The sequence below is a fragment of the Streptomyces sp. NBC_00631 genome, from assembly GCF_045206895.1.
Classification (GTDB): Bacteria; Actinomycetota; Actinomycetes; order Streptomycetales; family Streptomycetaceae; genus Streptomyces.
The window spans coordinates 10,045,263-10,061,584 of record NZ_CP107734.1 but is presented as its reverse complement, the minus strand read 5'-3'; the positions used below and the strand labels follow the sequence as shown (position 1 = coordinate 10,061,584).

The following is a 16,322-nucleotide window of genomic DNA, read 5'->3' as shown; positions in this document are numbered from 1 at the left end:
AATCCGACCCGCAAGACCACCGTCCACGGGCCCGGGGAACCAAGCCGCACCACGACTGCCCACCTGCTCGGGGAACCGACCCCCACGACGCCCCTCCACGGACCCGGAAAACCGGCCCCCACGACGGCCTGCCCCGCGGCCACCGAGTCGAGGCGCCCGTGACCGGACCCACGCTCGCCGAGTTGGGGCTCGACAGGGCGCCGCGCGACCATCCGCTGACCTACCCCGGTGGCTGGCCACCCGACTCGGCCCTCCTCGACGGCGACCGGCTGCTGCCGCTCGACCGTCTGGTCCACGGCGACGGCCGGGTACCGGTGCTCGCGGTCGGATCCAACGCCTCCCCCGCCCAACTCCAGCACAAGATGGCCGAGTCCGGCGTCAGCGCGCCGATCCCCATGGTGCGCGCCCGGGTGGCGGGCCTCGACGTGGGTGTCTCCGCGCATGTCAGCCGCCTCGGCTATGTCTCGGCTTCGCCGGTCGCATCCCCTTCGGTGGTCCGGGAGTTGTTCGTCCTGTGGCTGGACGGACGGCAGCTGCAGGTGATCGACGCGAGCGAGGGCGTACCGCTGCCGAACGGCAACTTCGAGCGGGCCTGGCTGCCCGCCCCGGCCGTACGCGCCACGCTCGCTGACGGCACGACGCTTCCCGGTGTCCACGCGTACGTCAACCGGCACGGCGTGCTGCACGACGGTACCGGCACCCCCCGCCGCCATCCGGGCCAGCGCGCCCTCCTCAGCGAACTCCTCGCGAAGTCCGCCGAGTTGAGAGAGCTCTTCGGTGGCACGCCCGAGCAGTTCTGCGCGCGGGCGCGGGCCGACTCCGCGCTGTGCCGACGGGGCACCCGGCTGTTCGCGGAGTGGAGGTGGGCGGTCGCGTCGGGTCTGGAGCGGTACGCCGGTGGTCAGCAGACGGGGAGCCCGGGAACCGGCTCGTCGTCGGCGCCGCCCTCGATGTAGACGTCGCTGATGTACACACCGGTGTTGCCGTTGTCGTCGTCGGTCCTGGCCCACCACACGTTGGTCGACCCGCCGTGGGTCGCCCGGCGGCCCAGGTCGGCCTGGCAGTAGAAGTCGTGGGCGCCCGGGAGGACTTTGCCGGCCTTCGCACCGTCGGCGGTGTAGGACTTGGCGGCGCTCCGCACCACGCAGGTGTACGTGCCGTCGCCCGTGGCCTGGCAGACCGGGGCGGGGGTCGCGGGGTCGGTGGCCGTCGCGGTGGCGGGAGCGGTGGCACCGGCGGTGCCGGAACCGCTGGAGGGGGCCGGGCCGGAGGTCTGTGCCGAGGACGGCATGGCGGAGGCGCGGTCCGCCGGCTCGCCCCCGGCGGCGTGCGTGGCGCCGGTGACCGGCACGGCACCCGTCTCCTCGCCCTGCCCCACCGGATCGGCGCCCGCCGGCTGGCCGACGCCGGTGCCGCGGACGCTCTCCGACGCACCGGTCGCGGTCGGGGCGGGCGGCCCCGCGTCCGTCCGCGCCGTCTGCCCGCCGTCGTGCAGTGACGCGACGGTCAGCCCGGTCGCCGTGAGGACGACGGCGACGGCCACCACGACGAGCAGCCGGACCCGGCGACGGTTCCAGCGGCTCGGTCGGGCGGGGCTCAGCGGGCCGTCCGGGACGCCGGGCGGGTGCACGGGGTCTAATCTTCGGGCGGGTACGAGAGCGGGCCCCGGCGTTCCCGCTGCGTCGACGAGTCCGGCGGCGGGCACCGGGGCGAGCCGGCCGAAGGGCTGCGGAGCGTATCCCTCGACAGCCCCTTCGGCAGCCCCTTCGACGCCCCCTGGAGCGGCCCCTTCGGCAGCCCCTTCGACGGCCCCTGGAGCGACCCCTTGGGCAGGTCTGTGCGCGGGCCCTTGGGCAGACCCGTCAGCGGACCCGTGAACAGGTCCCTCCACAGCCCCTTGCTCGGGGGCCTCCCCGGGGCCCTGGCCAGGGCCCGCCGCAGAGCCCCGCACGCGCCCGCCGTCGGCCTCCTGGCCTGCCACTGGGGCCAACCCGTCGTCGGCCCCCTCGTCGGCCCCCTCGTCGGCCCCTGGGGCCGGTCCGCGTCCCGGCGGCAGTGTCGGCACGCCGGCTCCGGCCTCCGGTCGCGCCGGTTTCCGCAGGGCTGTCGTCGGAGTGCCCGCGACCGGTTCGCGCGCCACGGCCCGCAGGAGCCCGTACGCCTCCTCGGCGCCCGGGCGGGCGTCGGGCCGCTTGTCCATCAGGCGGCGCAGGACGGGGGCGAGCGGGCCCGCCCTGCGGGGCTCCGGGAGAGGCTCGTCGACGATCGCGGTGAGCGTCGAGAAGGTGGACGTACGGAGGAAGGGCGAGGCGCCCTCCACGGCCGCGTAGAGAGCGGCACCGAGGGCCCAGATGTCGGAGGCCGGACCGGGGTCCGCGCCCTTGGCCCGCTCGGGCGCCAAGTAGTCGAGGGAGCCCACGAGTTCGCCACTGCCGGTCAGGTGGGTGGCGGAGCCGTCGCCGGGATCGGCCATGGTGGCGATGCCGAAGTCGGTGAGGACGACCCGGCCCGAGCGGTCGAGGAGGATGTTGCCGGGTTTGACGTCGCGGTGCAGGACGCCGACCCGGTGGGCCGCGGCCAGGGCGTCCATGACCTCGGCGCCGACGCGGGCGGCCTCGTGCGCCGGGATCGTGCCGCGCTCGCGCAGCAGGTCGTCCAGGGAGGGGCCGTCGACCAGCTCCATGACGATCAGCGGCCGGCCGTCGACCTCGGCGATGTCGTGGACGACGACCACGCCGCGGTGGCGCACCCGGGCGGCGGCCCGCGCCTCGCGCTGCATCCGCAGCCGCAGACCGGCCAGTTCGGGCCCGGCGCTGTCGGTGTAGGCACGCAGTTCCTTGACGGCGACCTCGCGGCCGAGGACCTCGTCGACGGCGCGCCACACCACACCCATACCACCGCGCCCGAGCCGGGCCACGACCCGATACCGCCCTGCCAGCAGGCGACCGGTCCCGTCAGCCTGTCCGTACGAACCCGACACCACAGCCCCGTTCCTCATGACACGCCCGTGAATGGCGCACCAGAGTACGGGGCGATGACAGGGTCGGTTCAAGTCGGCGGAAAAAGCTGTGACTTGACCGGTACGCGCTACTTCCCGGAGGCCGTCAGATCGCCGCGCCGGGGCATCGCGAAGCCCTCCAGATCGGCCCGGGTCAGGCCGGTCAGCCGGGCCACCTCGGCGGTGTCGAGAGCCCCGCAGTCCAGGCCGCGCAGCAGGTAGCCGCCGAGGGCCTTGGCGGTGGCGGGTTCGTCCATGATGTCACCGCCGGCGCGGTCGGCGTACCGGGCGAGCCGGGCGGCCGCCTGCTCCAGACCCTCGCGGTAGAAGGCGAACACGGCCGCGTACCGGGTCGGGAGGTGGCCGGGGTGCATGTCCCAGCCCTGGTAGTAGGCCCGGGCCAGGGCGCGCCGGGTGAGACCGTAGTGCAGCCGCCAGGCGTCGTGCACCTTGGCCGTCGGGCCGACCGGCAGGACGTTGGTGGAGCCGTCCGAGACCCGTACGCCCGTACCGGCGGCGGCGACCTGCATGATCGCCTTGGCGTGGTCGGCGGCCGGGTGGTCGCTGGCCTGGTAGGCGGCGGAGACTCCTAGGCAGGCGCTGTAGTCGAAGGTGCCGTAGTGCAGTCCGGTGGCGCGGCTCTCGGCGGCCTGGATCATCCGGGCGACGGTGGCGGTGCCGTCGGTGGCGAGGACGGACTGGCTGGTCTCGATCTGGATCTCGAACCCGATCCGGCCGGGCTGAAGTCCGTGGGTCTTCTCGAAGGCCTCCAGGAGCCGGACCATCGCGGTGACCTGTTCGGGGTAGGTGACCTTGGGCAGGGTCAGCGTGAGCCCGTCGGGCAGTCCCCCGTGTGCCATCAGCCCGGTGAGGAAGATGTCGAGGGTGCGGATGCCCCGGTCGCGCACCGCGGCCTCCATGCACTTCATGCGGATGCCCATGTACGGCGCCGCCGTGCCCTCGGCGTACGCCTCGGCGATCAGCCGGGCGGCGCGGGCGGCCGTCTCGTCCTCCTCGGTGTCGGGGCGGGGGCCGTAGCCGTCCTCGAAGTCCACGCGCAGGTCTTCCACCGGTTCCCGCTCCAGTTTGGCGCGGACCCGGGAGTGGACGGGCTCCGCGAGGTCGTCCGGCAGGCCGAGGACGGCGGCGAAGGCAGCGGCGTCGGGGGCGTGTTCGTCGAGGGCGGCGAGGGCCTGGTCGCCCCAGGAGCGCAGCGTGCCGGCCGTGAAGGCGTCGCCGGGGACGTACACGGTGTGGACGGGCTGACGGGTCCCCGGGTCACCCGGATAGCGGCGCTCAAGTTCGGCGTCGACGGGTGCGAGGGAGGCGCTGATCTCCTCGCTGACGGCGCCCGCGAGGCTCGTCGCCACCTTCTCCTGCCGGCCCTGACCCATCCCAGACCCTCCTGTTTTCCACTGTACGGAATCAACAATCCGTTGAATGAAGGTATCCGGGCGCCGTCGGGGCGGTCAACACCGTGTCCACGAGGCGACACGCCCCCATCTGGGCATGTTCACGCCCATCACACACCTGGGTATCACACTGCTCAACGCCCTCCCGTCCGGCTTGTGCCCCCTGAAGGAGCCGCCGTGCCGAACCAGCGCCGAGTCACCCGCCGGCTGGGACTGCAGGTCCTGCTGGCCGCAGCGGTCACCGTGCCTCTGTCCAGCGCCGCGATCTCCACCTCCTCCGCCTCCTCCGCAACACCGCGGACCCGCCGGCTGAGCACCCTCGCGGCGCCGTCACGGCCGGCGCCCCGCCTCGACGTCATGACCTTCAACCTGCGGTACGCCGGCACCGCCGAGCCCAACAGCTGGGCCGACCGCCGGCCGGTGATGCGCGAACTGCTGCGCCGCGCGCACCCGCACGTCATCGGCACCCAGGAGGGCCTGTACCAGCAACTGCTCGACATCGAAACCGGCCTCGGACCGCACTACGACTGGGTCGGCACCGGCCGCGAGGGCGGCAGCCGGGACGAGTCGACGGCCGTCTACTACGACACCCGGCGCCTGGCCCCCGTGGAGCACTACACCTTCTGGCTCTCCGACACCCCTGAGGTCATCCGCTCCAACACCTGGGGCGCCGCCTTTCCCCGCATCGTCACCTGGGTCCGCTTCCGCGATCTCGCCGACGACGGACGGGAGTTCTATGTCGCCAACACCCACTTCGACCAGAAGAGCCAGTACGCCCGCGAGCGCAGCGCCACGCTCCTCGTGAAGCGGATCGCGGAGTTCGACCCGTCGCTGCCCGTCGTGGTGACCGGTGACTTCAACGCCTACGCCCACAAGAACCCGGCCTACGACACCCTGGTGGCCTCGGGGCTCGTCGACACCTGGGACGCGGCGGAGCAGCGCGGCCCCCAGTACGCGACCTTCCACGGCTATCACCGGCTCAAGCCGGACGGCGACCGTATCGACTGGATCCTGACCTCGCCGGGGGTGACCACGCACCAGGCGACGATGGACACCTTCTCGATGCACGGCCAGTTCCCGAGCGACCACCTGCCCGTGCAGGTCTCCCTCAGCCTGCGATGAGCTGAACCCGCGGGCCACCGGGCCTGCGGCCACACGCCGAGGCCCCGTGACCGGTACCGGTCACGGGGCCTCGGACAGCCTGGCGGCGGAGGTCAGCCCTTGCGGGCGTTGACCTCGTCGGTCAGCTGCGGGACGACGTCGAAGAGGTCGCCGACCACACCGAAGTCGACCAGCTCGAAGATCGGGGCCTCGGCGTCCTTGTTGACGGCCACGATGGTCTTGGAGGTCTGCATGCCCGCGCGGTGCTGGATGGCGCCGGAGATGCCGTTGGCGATGTACAGCTGCGGGGAGACCGACTTGCCGGTCTGGCCGACCTGGTTGGTGTGCGGGTACCAGCCGGCGTCGACGGCGGCACGCGAGGCGCCGACGGCCGCGCCGAGCGAGTCGGCGAGGGCCTCGATGATCGCGAAGTTCTCGGCGCCGTTGACGCCACGGCCGCCGGAGACCACGATCGCGGCCTCGGTCAGCTCCGGACGCCCGGTCGACTCACGCGGGGTGCGGCCGGTCACCTTGGTGCCCGTCGCCTTGTCGGAGAAGGTCACGGAGAGGGCCTCGACGGCACCGGCGGCCGGGGCGGCCTCGACGGCGGCGCTGTTGGGCTTGACCGTGATGACCGGGGTGCCCTTGGAGACACGGGACTTGGTGGTGAAGGACGCGGCGAACACCGACTGGGTGGCCACCGGGCCCTCGTCACCGGCCTCCAGGTCGACGGCGTCGGTGATGATGCCGGAACCGATGCGCAGCGCGAGGCGGGCGGCGATCTCCTTGCCCTCCGCGGAGGAGGGGACCAGGACGGCGGCCGGGGAGACGGCCTCGACGGCCGCCTGCAGAGCGTCCACCTTCGGGACGACCAGGTAGTCGGCGTACTCGGACGCGTCGTGGGTGAGGACCTTCACCGCACCGTGCTCGGCCAGCGCGGCGGCGGTGTCCGCGGCGCCGCCGCCCAGCGCCACGGCGACGGGCTCGCCGATGCGGCGGGCCAGGGTCAGCAGCTCAAGGGTGGGCTTGCGGACGGCACCGTCCACGTGGTCGACGTAGACGAGGACTTCAGCCATGGGAATGCTCTCCTGCTTGGATCAGTTGAGGGGCGGTCAGCGAGTGCTGGGCTCAGATGAACTTCTGGCCCGCGAGGAACTCGGCGAGCTGCTTGCCGCCCTCGCCCTCGTCCTTGACGATCGTGCCTGCCGTGCGCGCGGGGCGCGCTGCGGCGTCCTGGACCGCGGTCCAGGAACCCTCCAGGCCGACCTCCTCCGCCTCGATGTCGAGGTCGGACAGGTCCCAGGACTGAACCGGCTTCTTCTTGGCGGCCATGATGCCCTTGAAGGACGGGTAACGCGCCTCGCCCGACTGGTCGGTCACGGAGACCACCGCCGGCAGGGAGGCCTCCAGCTGCTCGCTGGCGGCGTCGCCGTCGCGCCGGCCCTTGACGGTGCCGTCCTCGACCGAGACCTCGGAGAGCAGGGTGACCTGCGGGACGCCCAGGCGCTCGGCCAGCAGGGCCGGGACCACACCGGCGGTGCCGTCGGTGGAGGCCATGCCGGAGACGACCAGGTCGAAGCCGGCCTTCTCGATCGCCTTGGCCAGCACCAGCGAGGTGCCGATGACGTCGGTGCCGTGCAGGTCGTCGTCCTCGACGTGGATCGCCTTGTCCGCGCCCATCGACAGCGCCTTGCGCAGCGCGTCCTTGGCGTCCTCCGGACCCACCGTCAGAACGGTGACCTCGACGTCGTCGTCGGAGTTCTCCGCGATCTGCAGCGCCTGCTCGACCGCGTACTCGTCCAGCTCGGAGAGCAGACCGTCCACGTCGTCACGGTCGACGGTCAGGTCATCGGCGAAGTGCCGGTCGCCAGTGGCGTCGGGCACGTACTTCACAGTGACAACGATCCTCAGGCTCACGCCGGCTCTCCTACTGCATCGTCTCTTCTTGGCTGCCTCTTGAAGGCAGCATAGGCGCCTCAAGCGGCTCATCCCGGCCGGGGCGGCCACGCGCTCCGAACGAAATATTACTCACCAGTACATCCACTTCATGCCCGCTAAGCAAGCGCTTTGAACTGTGACCTTCGCAACGCAGCGTAACCGGAACTCGACGCGTTCGCAGAACGAGGAACGTGTGATCCGTGGAACGAAGGGCGTGTGATCAGTCCCGCAGGCCGTTGAAGCCGCCCTGGTGGTACAGGAGCGGCCGGCCGGCGCCGGAGGGGTCACCGACGATCACCTCGGCCAGCACGATGCGGTGGTCACCGGCGGGCACGCGCGCGACGACCCGGCACACCAGCCACACCAGTACGTCGTCGAGGACCGGGACACCCGCGTGGCCGTCGCGCCAGTCGGTGGACGCCCCGAACCGGTCGGCGCCGCTGCGCGCGAAGGTGGCCGCGAGCTCCGCCTGGTGCTCGCCGAGGATGTGGACACCGATGTGCTCCGCGGTGGATATCGCGGGCCAGCTGGAGGCGCCCGTGCCGACGCCGAAGGAGAGCATCGGCGGCTCGGCGGAGACGGAGGTGAGGGAGGTCGCGGTGAAACCGACCGGGCCGTCGGCGCCGCGCGCGGTGATCACCGCCACACCGGCCGCGTGCCGCCGGAAGGCGGAGCGGAGCAGGTCGGGGGAGGCGAGCTGAGGGGTGCCGAGATCGGGCGTGGCCGTCATGGAGTTGTCCTTCTGCGGGAGGCGGTCTTCGGGTCCGGAGCTGCTCAACAACCCGGACAGCGCGCGCTCGCGGTGCGGGCCAGGTCCACGTGGACCCGCCCGAAGAGAAGGAGTTCCTGAGGCATACGGTCAGGCTGACGATAGGTGGTGCGCCCAGTCAAGTACGGTCCGGCATATGGGAGGTGCCTCACCGTCATCGGCATGTCCGTCAGACCGCCTCTCCCAGCGCCGCGATGACGTCCGCCTTGCGGGGCTGCCCGGTGGCCCGGCGCACCACCCGGCCGTCCGCGTCGAGCACCAGCACGGTGGGCGTCTTGAGGATCTCCAGGTCGCGTACGAGTTCCAGGCGGGCCTCGGCGTCGATCTCGACATGGGTGACGCCGGGGACCATCCCGGCGACCTCGCCCAGCACCCGCCGGGTGGCCCGGCAGGGGGCGCAGAAGGCGCTGGAGAACTGCACCAGCGTGGCCCGTTCGCCCAGTTCGCCGCCGAGTTCGGCCGCCCCGAGCCGCTTGCCGTCGTCCCGCCCGCGCACCCGCACCCTCCCGCTCCGCCGCCTGTGCAGCACTCCGTAGACGCTCGCCGCCGCGAGCACCGCCACGCACACCACCAGCCCGGTCATCACGGGACAAGGATCCACGAGACGGCCCACCTCAGCGAAAAGCGTTCACGAGACTGCAAAGATTCCCGGCTCCCCTACCGGCCCGCGGGGCGGAATCCTTGGTTCATGGACATCGACGCACGTGGGCCGCGGTTCGCGGCGACCGTGACAACGGTCGTACTGGCCGCCGCACTCATCACCCGGAGCCCCTGGATCCTCGCCTGGCAGACGCTGGCGTTCGCGCTCGGCGCGGCGGGGGGCGTGACCCGCTCGCCGTACGGCTGGGCGTTCCGGACGGCTGTACGACCGCGCCTCGGCCCCCCGGCGGAGTTCGAGCCGCCGGAGCCGCCGCGGTTCGCCCAGGCGGTCGGGCTGGTCTTCGTGGGGCTCGGTCTGGTCGGATTCGCCCTGGGCCCCGCGTGGTTGGGCCTTGCGGCGACCGGGCTCGCGCTCGCCGCGGCCTTCCTCAATGCGGCATTCGGGTACTGCCTGGGCTGCGAGATGTTCCTGCTCATGCGGAGGCTGGCGGTGCGCCCCGAGTAAAGGCGGGTTAAAAGCGCGAGGTGGATCAAGGGGCCAACGTGACGAGAATCTCGCCACTCCCGGGCACCAGGGCTGGCTCCTTGTCCGTTCTTCGGGCACGATCTGCGAGACACCGTAAACCTACGGCTGCGTAACTTTCCCGCCCGGAGCCCCTTCCCAGGCAGAGCAGAAAGGGTCCGTCCCGCCCATGGCAGAGCTGGTCTACCGTCCCGTCATCGGTTTCGCCAAGACGCTGTTCAAGGTCTGGGACCTCAAGATCGACTGCCAGGGTTCGGAGAACATCCCGCGCTCGGGCGGCGCCGTGCTGGTGAGCAATCACATCAGCTACCTGGACTTCGTCTTCGACGGCCTGGCGGCGCTTCCGCAGAAGCGCCTGGTGCGGTTCATGGCGAAGGAGGCGGTGTTCCGGCACCGGATCTCCGGCCCCCTGATGCGCGGCATGAAGCACATCCCGGTCGACCGCAAGCAGGGCGAGGCCGCCTACCAGCACGCGCTGGACTCGCTGAAGTCCGGTGAGATCGTGGGGGTCTTCCCGGAGGCCACGATCTCCCAGGCCTTCACCCTGAAGAGCTTCAAGTCGGGCGCCGCGCGCCTGGCCCAGGAGGCCGGCGTCCCGCTCGTCCCGATGGCCCTGTGGGGCACCCAGCGCATCTGGACCAAGGGTCAGCCGCGCAACTTCAAGCGCAACCACCTGCCCATCACCATCCGGGTCGGCGAGCCGGTCGAGGCCCCCCGCGACCAGTACGCGGGCGCCATCACCCGCCGGCTGCGCGAGCGCGTCCAGGAGCTGCTGGAGGCCGCCCAGCGCGCCTACCCCGCCCGGCCGAAGGACACCACCGACGCCTGGTGGCTCCCGGCGCACCTGGGCGGCACGGCCCCCACGCTGGACCAGCTGAAGGCCGCCGAGGCGATCTGAGCCTCAGCCCGCCGGCTCGGGCGCGCGCACCTCGACACGGGCGCCCGGGCTGAACTTCGCCAGCGGTTCCGCGAGTTCGGCACCCACCGACGCCGCCTCGGCCACCGGCATCGGGGCGAGGGTCTCCGGCAGGAAGGCGGCCGAGGTCGTCCGTTCGGTGAGGCGGGTGCGGGGGCCCTGGCGCCAGTTCCAGCGGCGGCGGGCGACTCCGCGTCGTCGTGTGGGCCGGGCGCCAGGCGGCCATGTGCGGGTCCTCGTGCGGCGCGTGCCCGTCGAGGCGTACGGCCAGACGGCGGGCCGCGTCGGCGAGGAGTGCCGACCCGCCTCCGTACTGGGCCCGACGACCAGGCCGTGGGCCTCGATCACGACGTGCGTGAAGCCGGGGGCCAGGGTGCGCACCTCGTCGGACACGGTGCGCGTGAGAGTCGTCTGCCGGCCTCAGAGCGCGGTGGGGAGCGTCTTCCAGAGGTGCGGGCGGTCGGGCGCCGCTCTGAGCGCACCGAGCACGACCGGATGGGGTTCAGCATACAGGACTGGATAGTCCATCTCATTGGACTCCGGGTCGGGGATCCAGGCCAGCCGTTCGCCGTCGAGGGAGAACCGGGCGTCCACGCCCGCCTTGTTGCCACGCGGGTCCTGCCGGTGCCAGGCGCCGCGGAAGCGGACGGCGATCAGGCCGTGCACCACGTGACCGCCGACGTCGTCCGCGAGCCGCTGGTAGCACAGGGCCGTGGGGATGTCCTCGGCCCGTAGCAGGGCGGCCAGGGCGTGCGCCTTGGCGTAGCAGATGCCGGTGCGCTGCTCCAGCACGTCCGAGGCGCGCCAGGTGACGCGCGGATCGCCCGCGTCCGCGGAGTGCGGGATGGCGTCCCGTACGTATTCGTATGCGGCGCGTGCATAGGCATACGAGTCCTCGACTTCCGCGGTCAGCCGGGCGGCCGTCTCCCGGACCAGCGGATGAAGGTGGTCGATGACCTCGTCAGCGGCCAGGTATGCGGACAGGTCGGCGGTGTTCTGGATCAGCTCCATGCCCGCAGAGCATAGGAACGCGATCACCCGAGCGCCAATGATTTTTCAGGTGATCGCATATCTATGCAGCGAAGGGAGCTAGCGCGCCATCTCCTCCTTGAGCGCCGCCACGAACGCGTCCACGTCCTCCTCGGTCGTGTCGAAGGCGCACATCCAGCGCACGTCCCCGGCCGCCTCGTCCCAGAAGTAGAACCGGAAGCGCTTCTGGAGGCGCAGGCTCACGTCGTGCGGGAGCCGTGCGAAGACGCCGTTGGCCTGCACGGGGTGGAGGATCTCCACCCCGTGCACGGCCCGGACGCCCTCGGCGAGCCGCTGGGCCATCTCGTTGGCGTGCCGGGCGTTGCGCAGCCACAGGTCCTTGGCGAGCAGCGCCTCCAGCTGCACCGACACGAAGCGCATCTTGGAGGCGAGCTGCATGGACAGCTTGCGCAGGTGCTTCATGTGGCTGACGGCGTCCTGGTTGATCACCACCACCGCCTCGCCGAACACCGCGCCGTTCTTGGTGCCGCCCAGGGAGAGGATGTCGACGCCGACGGCGTTGGTGAACGTGCGCATCGGGACGTCCAGGGAGGCCGCCGCGTTGGCTATCCGGGAGCCGTCCAGGTGCACCCTCATGCCGTGCGCGTGGGCGTGCTCGCAGATCGCCCGGATCTCCTCCGGTGTGTAGAGGGTGCCCAGCTCGGTGCTCTGGGTGATCGAGACGACCTGCGGCATCGCGCGGTGCTCGTCGTCCCAGCCGTACGCCTGCCGGTCGATGAGCTCCGGCGTGAGCTTGCCGTCGGGGGTGGGCACGGTGAGCAGCTTGAGGCCGCCCATGCGCTCGGGGGCGCCGCCCTCGTCGACGTTGATGTGCGCGCTCTCGGCACAGATCACCGCGCCCCAGCGGTCGGTGACCGCCTGGAGCGCGACGACGTTGGCGCCGGTGCCGTTGAAGACCGGGAAGGCCTCCGCGGTGGCCCCGAAGTGGCTGCGGACGATCCGCTGGAGGTTCTCCGTGTACTCGTCCTCGCCGTACGCCACCTGATGGCCGCCGTTGGCGAGGGCCAGGGCGGCCAGCACCTCCGGATGCGCACCGGCGTAGTTGTCACTGGCGAAACCGCGGACCTGCGGGTCGTGGTGGCGACGCGCGTCGGTCTTCGGAGGGTTCACGGCTTCTCGGTCAGCCACAGACGGTTTCCGTTCACTTCGGCGGCGGACTTGCTCCAGACGCCTTCGATGGCCTCGGCCAGGTCCTTGACGTCGGTGAAGCCCGCGAACTTCGCGTTGGGCCGCTCGGCGCGCATCGCGTCGTGCACCAACGCCTTCACCACCAGGATGGCAGCGGCGGAGGTCGGACCCTCGGTACCCCCGGCCTTGCGGAAGTAGTCGGCCAGAGCGAGCGTCCACGCCTCGGCGGCGGCCTTGCCCGCGGCGTACGCGGCGTTGCCCGCGGTGGGCCTGCTCGCGGCGGCGGCGCTGATCAGGACGTACCGGCCGCGCTCGCTGCGCTGCAGCGCCTCGTGGAAGGCCAGGGAGGTGTGCTGCACGGTCTTGACGAGCAGCAGCTCCAGGAAGTCCCAGTCGTCGAGGCTGGTCTTGGTGAAGGTCTCGCTGCCGCGCCAGCCGCCGACCAGGTGCACCAGGCCGTCGACGCGGCCGAAGTCCTTCTCGACGTGGGTGGCCCAGTCCCGGGTGGACCGGAGATCGAGCAGATCCACCGTGTCACCCGTGACGCTCGCGCCGCCGGACGCGTAGCGAGCCGCGTCCACGGCCTCCGAAAGGCGCTGCGGATCGTTGTCCGCCCCTACGACGGTGGCGCCCGCCTCCGCCAGGCGCACCAGCGTCGCCCGGCCCGCCGGTCCGCCGGCCCCGGCGACCGCGATCACCGCACCACTGAGAGACCCGTTGCCCGCCATGTGCTTCCCCTCTTGAGCAGTGTTCCGCAGCCGGTCGCTCACGCGGCGACCGGCTCGGCGCTGTCCGCCGTGATGCCCTTGGTCTCGGCGATCACGTTCCTGAGCTTCTTGGACAGGGCCTCGTAGAACATGCTCAGCGGAAACTCGTCGGGAAGCACGTCGTCCACGAGCTTGCGCGGCGGCAGGGTCAGGTCGAGGGCGTCCGGACCCTTGGCCCACCTGGAGCCCGGGTGCGGGGCGAGGTAGGTGGCGACCAGTTCGTAGCCGGCGAACCAGTGGACGAGCTTCGGCCGGTCGATGCCGTCCTTGTACAGCTTCTCGATCTCGGCACACAGCTGGTTGGTGACCTGCGGGGCACGCTCCCAGTCGATGGCGAGCTTGTTGTCGGTCCAGCGGAGCACGTCGTGCTTGTGCAGGTAGGCGAAGAGCAGCTGGCCGCCGAGCCCGTCGTAGTTGCGGACGCGGTCGCCGGTGACCGGGAAGCGGAACATCCGGTCGAAGAGCACCGCGTACTGCACGTCACGGGCCTGCGGGACCCCGTCGGCCGCCAGTTTCACGGCCTCCTTGAAGGCAGTGAGGTCGCAGCGCAGCTCCTCCAGGCCGTACATCCAGAACGGCTGGCGCTGCTTGATCATGAACGGGTCGAAGGGCAGGTCGCCGTGGCTGTGGGTGCGGTCGTGGACCATGTCCCACAGCACGAAGGCCTCCTCGCAGCGCTTCTGGTCGTGGACCATGGCGGCGATGTCCTCGGGCAGGTTCAGGCCCAGGATGCCGACGGCCGCGTCGGTGACCCGGCGGAAGCGGGCGGCCTCGCGGTCGCAGAAGATGCCGCCCCAGGAGAATCGTTCCGGCGCCTCGCGTACGGCGATGGTCTCGGGGAAGAGGACGGCGGAGTTGGTGTCGTAGCCGGCCGTGAAGTCCTCGAACTTGATGCCGCAGAACAGCGGGTTGTCGTAGCGGGTCCGCTCCAGCTCGGCCAGCCAGTCCGGCCAGACCATGCGCAGCACGACCGCCTCCAGGTTGCGGTCCGGGTTGCCGTTCTGCGTGTACATCGGGAAGACGACCAGGTGCTGCAGGCCGTCCGCGCGGCCCGCGGCGGGCTGGAAGGCCAGCAGCGAGTCGAGGAAGTCGGGCACCTGGAAACCGTCGGCGGCCCAGCGCCGCAGGTCCGCCACCAGCGCGTGGTGGTAGTCGGCGTCGTGCGGGAGCAGCGGGGACAGCACCTCCACGGCCTCTACGACACGCCGTACGGCCGCCTCGGCGTCGGCCCGCGCGGGCGCGCCCTCGGCCTCGAAGTCGATGGACCCGTCCTTGGCCTGCCATGGCCGGATCCGTTCCACGGAATCCTTGAGCACGGGCCACGCCGGGTGTTCGACCACCCTGGTCACGGGAGGAACCTGCTCCTCCGAACCCACCTGCACAAGAATTTCCGTCATGACCCATCCTCCACGGGAGAAGCTTCCGTAAGGACACCGTATGCATACGAGGTTTCTCCGAGCAAGGGGGCCCTCAGGAAATTATCCTGCGACACCCCATCTACACCGCGCTTTTTCCTGTGCGAAACCGTGAAGACGCTCACATTCACTACGGCCGGTGACAGGACGTCAGCTTCGGAGGACCGCACGGATCCGGCCGGTCAAGGCGCGGCGGGACTCGCCCACCCCCGGGTGACCGCCGACCGGGGCACGGACCAGGCGTCGCACACCCGGCGCACCAATACCCCCGTGTACGTACGGGTTCATCGCGACGGGCGGCCATTAGGCTGCGCCCAGCCGCGTGGACAGCGACGTCCGTCGTACGGTTCGCGCGCCTGCCCCCACCGCCGCCGTCGACGGAAGCGAGTTGAATCTTGAACTTCCTTACCATCGGTCACCGCGGAGTCATGGGCGTCGAGCCCGAGAACACCCTCCGTTCCTTCGTCGCCGCCCAGCAGGCCGGCCTCGATCTGATCGAACTCGATCTTCATCTCAGCAAGGACGGCGCCCTGGTCGTCATGCACGACGCGGAGGTGGACCGCACGACCGACGGCACCGGCCCGATCGCCGAGAAGACCCTGGAGGAGCTGCGTGCGCTCGACGCGGGCCGGGGCGAACGGGTGCCGGTGTTCGAGGAGGTCCTGGAAGCGGTGCGGACGCCGTTGCAGGCCGAGATCAAGGACGTGGCCGCGGCCCGGGCGCTGGCCGACGTCATGCAGCGGCGGGACCTGGTGTCCCGGGTGGAGGTGTCCTCGTTCCACGACGAGGCGGTCGCCGAGATCGCCCGGCTGGTGCCCGGGGTGCGCACCGCGCTGATCGCCAGCCGGTACGGCACGGACGTGGTGGAGCGGGCCCAGGAGGCGGGGGCGGCGACCCTCTGCCTGAACATCCGGCGGCTGACCCTGGAGGTCGTCGAGCACGCCCGCAAGGCGGATCTGCGGGTGATCGCCTGGGTGGTGAACACCCAGGACCAGCTGCGGCTGGTGCGCGCGCTGCAGCTGGACGGCGCGACGACCGACTACCCGGAGATCAAGCGCACCGCCCGCTTCACGGCGTGAACCCCGGCCGGCGCCTCACACCAGCGGCTTGACCAGCAACTCGAACTGCAGGTCGTCCCGCTGGGGAATGCCGAAGCGCTCCTCGCCGTACGGGAACGGCGTCATCTCTCCCGTACGGCGGTAGCCGCGCCGCTCGTACCAGGCGATCAGGTCGTCACGCACCGAGATCACCGTCATGTGCATCTCCGTGGCGCCCCAGTCCTCGCGCGCCTGGCGTTCCGCCTCGGCGATGACGATCTTGCCGAGGCCGCCGCCCTGGAGGGCGGGGCTCACCGCGAACATGCCGAAGTAGGCGTGGGTACCGCGGTGTTCGAGCTGGCAGCAGGCGACGACCCGGCCGCCCTGCTCGACGGTGAGCAGCTTGCCGTCCGGCGCCTTGATCACTTGGAGGACGCCCTCGGGATCGGTGCGCTGCCCCTCCAGGATGTCCGCCTCCGTGGTCCAGCCGACCCGGCTGTCGTCTCCCCGGTAGGCGGACTCGATCAACGCGACCAGGACGTCCACGTCCGCGTCGGTGGCCTCACGGAAGGTCAGTCCGGCGGCGGCGTTCTCCATGGGCGGTTTCTCCGATCTCAAGCGCGACTGAGCCGGGCACGAGCCTATCGCCGCGGCTCGGCTCCGCTTCC

Annotated in this window: 16 protein-coding genes and 1 pseudogene; 5 read left to right on the top strand and 12 right to left on the bottom strand. The window is 71.4% G+C overall.

The window, feature by feature from the left end:
- The first annotated feature begins 158 nt into the window (after positions 1-158).
- Entirely contained in the window at positions 159-956 is a 798-nt protein-coding gene (locus tag OHB00_RS45250) for a hypothetical protein (protein ID WP_406444002.1), read from the top strand.
- Here OHB00_RS45250 and OHB00_RS45245 read toward each other — a convergent pair.
- Both OHB00_RS45245 and OHB00_RS45240 read right to left on the bottom strand, forming a co-directional pair.
- Positions 902-2,998, bottom strand: coding sequence for a protein kinase domain-containing protein (locus tag OHB00_RS45245; RefSeq protein ID WP_406444000.1), 2,097 nt, complete (start codon positions 2,996-2,998; stop codon positions 902-904). The genes OHB00_RS45250 and OHB00_RS45245 overlap by 55 nt on opposite strands.
- Before the next feature lie 89 nt (positions 2,999-3,087).
- The gene (locus OHB00_RS45240) at positions 3,088-4,392 is read right to left on the bottom strand and encodes a DUF6986 family protein (RefSeq protein WP_406443998.1); all 1,305 of its coding nucleotides are present in this window, start codon (positions 4,390-4,392) and stop codon (positions 3,088-3,090) included.
- A gap of 195 nt (positions 4,393-4,587) precedes the next feature.
- Here OHB00_RS45240 and OHB00_RS45235 point away from each other — a divergent pair, with 195 nt between their 5' ends.
- The gene (locus OHB00_RS45235; RefSeq protein WP_406443996.1) at positions 4,588-5,532 is read left to right on the top strand and encodes an endonuclease/exonuclease/phosphatase family protein; all 945 of its coding nucleotides are present in this window, start codon (positions 4,588-4,590) and stop codon (positions 5,530-5,532) included.
- Between the two features lie 92 nt (positions 5,533-5,624).
- Here OHB00_RS45235 and OHB00_RS45230 read toward each other — a convergent pair whose 3' ends face one another.
- From OHB00_RS45230 to OHB00_RS45215, 4 genes are all read right to left on the bottom strand, one after another.
- Complete coding sequence (locus OHB00_RS45230) at positions 5,625-6,587, bottom strand: electron transfer flavoprotein subunit alpha/FixB family protein (protein ID WP_406443994.1); 963 nt, start codon at positions 6,585-6,587, stop codon at positions 5,625-5,627.
- 52 nt (positions 6,588-6,639) lie between these two features.
- On the bottom strand, positions 6,640-7,428 hold the full coding sequence (locus OHB00_RS45225; RefSeq protein ID WP_406443992.1) for an electron transfer flavoprotein subunit beta/FixA family protein: 789 nt from the start codon (positions 7,426-7,428) through the stop codon (positions 6,640-6,642).
- A 241-nt stretch (positions 7,429-7,669) separates the two neighbouring features.
- Positions 7,670-8,179, bottom strand: coding sequence for a flavin reductase family protein (locus OHB00_RS45220; RefSeq protein WP_406443990.1), 510 nt, complete (start codon positions 8,177-8,179; stop codon positions 7,670-7,672).
- Positions 8,180-8,387: 208 nt separating this feature from the next.
- A complete protein-coding gene (locus tag OHB00_RS45215) occupies positions 8,388-8,801 on the bottom strand; it encodes a TlpA family protein disulfide reductase (RefSeq protein WP_406446282.1) in 414 nt (137 codons plus the stop codon).
- Between the two features lie 105 nt (positions 8,802-8,906).
- On the opposite strand from OHB00_RS45215, the gene OHB00_RS45210 reads away from it, so the two are divergent.
- A complete protein-coding gene (locus tag OHB00_RS45210) occupies positions 8,907-9,323 on the top strand; it encodes a DUF4395 domain-containing protein (RefSeq protein ID WP_406443988.1) in 417 nt (138 codons plus the stop codon).
- A gap of 187 nt (positions 9,324-9,510) precedes the next feature.
- The gene (locus OHB00_RS45205; protein WP_406443986.1) at positions 9,511-10,239 is read left to right on the top strand and encodes a lysophospholipid acyltransferase family protein; all 729 of its coding nucleotides are present in this window, start codon (positions 9,511-9,513) and stop codon (positions 10,237-10,239) included.
- A 3-nt stretch (positions 10,240-10,242) separates the two neighbouring features.
- On the opposite strand, the pseudogene OHB00_RS45200 reads toward OHB00_RS45205, so the two are convergent.
- The 5 genes and pseudogenes from OHB00_RS45200 to OHB00_RS45180 form a co-directional block, all read right to left on the bottom strand.
- Positions 10,243-10,650: pseudogene (locus OHB00_RS45200) on the bottom strand (hypothetical protein).
- Between the two features lie 27 nt (positions 10,651-10,677).
- Positions 10,678-11,268, bottom strand: coding sequence for a transglutaminase domain-containing protein (locus tag OHB00_RS45195; protein ID WP_406443984.1), 591 nt, complete (start codon positions 11,266-11,268; stop codon positions 10,678-10,680).
- A 78-nt stretch (positions 11,269-11,346) separates the two neighbouring features.
- Positions 11,347-12,417 (bottom strand): threonine aldolase family protein, encoded by a 1,071-nt coding sequence (locus tag OHB00_RS45190; RefSeq protein ID WP_406443982.1) that lies wholly within the window; start codon positions 12,415-12,417, stop codon positions 11,347-11,349.
- On the bottom strand, positions 12,414-13,163 hold the full coding sequence (locus tag OHB00_RS45185) for an SDR family NAD(P)-dependent oxidoreductase (protein WP_406443980.1): 750 nt from the start codon (positions 13,161-13,163) through the stop codon (positions 12,414-12,416). Before OHB00_RS45185 ends, OHB00_RS45190 begins: the two co-directional genes overlap by 4 nt.
- A 38-nt stretch (positions 13,164-13,201) precedes the next feature.
- A complete protein-coding gene (locus OHB00_RS45180; RefSeq protein ID WP_406443979.1) occupies positions 13,202-14,599 on the bottom strand; it encodes a DUF6421 family protein in 1,398 nt (465 codons plus the stop codon).
- Positions 14,600-15,012: 413 nt separating this feature from the next.
- Between OHB00_RS45180 and OHB00_RS45175 the strand changes: the two genes are divergently transcribed.
- Positions 15,013-15,696, top strand: coding sequence for a glycerophosphodiester phosphodiesterase (locus OHB00_RS45175; RefSeq protein ID WP_406443977.1), 684 nt, complete (start codon positions 15,013-15,015; stop codon positions 15,694-15,696).
- A 15-nt stretch (positions 15,697-15,711) separates the two neighbouring features.
- On the opposite strand, the gene OHB00_RS45170 is transcribed toward OHB00_RS45175, so the two are convergent.
- Positions 15,712-16,251 (bottom strand): GNAT family N-acetyltransferase, encoded by a 540-nt coding sequence (locus OHB00_RS45170; protein ID WP_406443975.1) that lies wholly within the window; start codon positions 16,249-16,251, stop codon positions 15,712-15,714.
- Positions 16,252-16,322 lie beyond the last annotated feature (71 nt).

Excerpts from the sequence above, each read along its gene's own strand:
- OHB00_RS45245 (WP_406444000.1), bottom strand. The coding sequence starts at position 2,998 with ATGAGGAACGGGGCTGTGGTGTCGGGTTCGTACGGACAGGCTGACGGG.
- OHB00_RS45170 (WP_406443975.1), bottom strand. The coding sequence starts at position 16,251 with ATGGAGAACGCCGCCGCCGGACTGACCTTCCGTGAGGCCACCGACGCG.
- OHB00_RS45240 (WP_406443998.1), bottom strand. The coding sequence starts at position 4,392 with ATGGGTCAGGGCCGGCAGGAGAAGGTGGCGACGAGCCTCGCGGGCGCC.
- OHB00_RS45195 (WP_406443984.1), bottom strand. The coding sequence starts at position 11,268 with ATGGAGCTGATCCAGAACACCGCCGACCTGTCCGCATACCTGGCCGCT.
- OHB00_RS45210 (WP_406443988.1), top strand. The coding sequence starts at position 8,907 with ATGGACATCGACGCACGTGGGCCGCGGTTCGCGGCGACCGTGACAACG.
- OHB00_RS45220 (WP_406443990.1), bottom strand. The coding sequence starts at position 8,179 with ATGACGGCCACGCCCGATCTCGGCACCCCTCAGCTCGCCTCCCCCGAC.
- OHB00_RS45230 (WP_406443994.1), bottom strand. The coding sequence starts at position 6,587 with ATGGCTGAAGTCCTCGTCTACGTCGACCACGTGGACGGTGCCGTCCGC.
- OHB00_RS45185 (WP_406443980.1), bottom strand. The coding sequence starts at position 13,163 with ATGGCGGGCAACGGGTCTCTCAGTGGTGCGGTGATCGCGGTCGCCGGG.
- OHB00_RS45215 (WP_406446282.1), bottom strand. The coding sequence starts at position 8,801 with ATGACCGGGCTGGTGGTGTGCGTGGCGGTGCTCGCGGCGGCGAGCGTC.
- OHB00_RS45180 (WP_406443979.1), bottom strand. The coding sequence starts at position 14,599 with ATGACGGAAATTCTTGTGCAGGTGGGTTCGGAGGAGCAGGTTCCTCCC.
- OHB00_RS45205 (WP_406443986.1), top strand. The coding sequence starts at position 9,511 with ATGGCAGAGCTGGTCTACCGTCCCGTCATCGGTTTCGCCAAGACGCTG.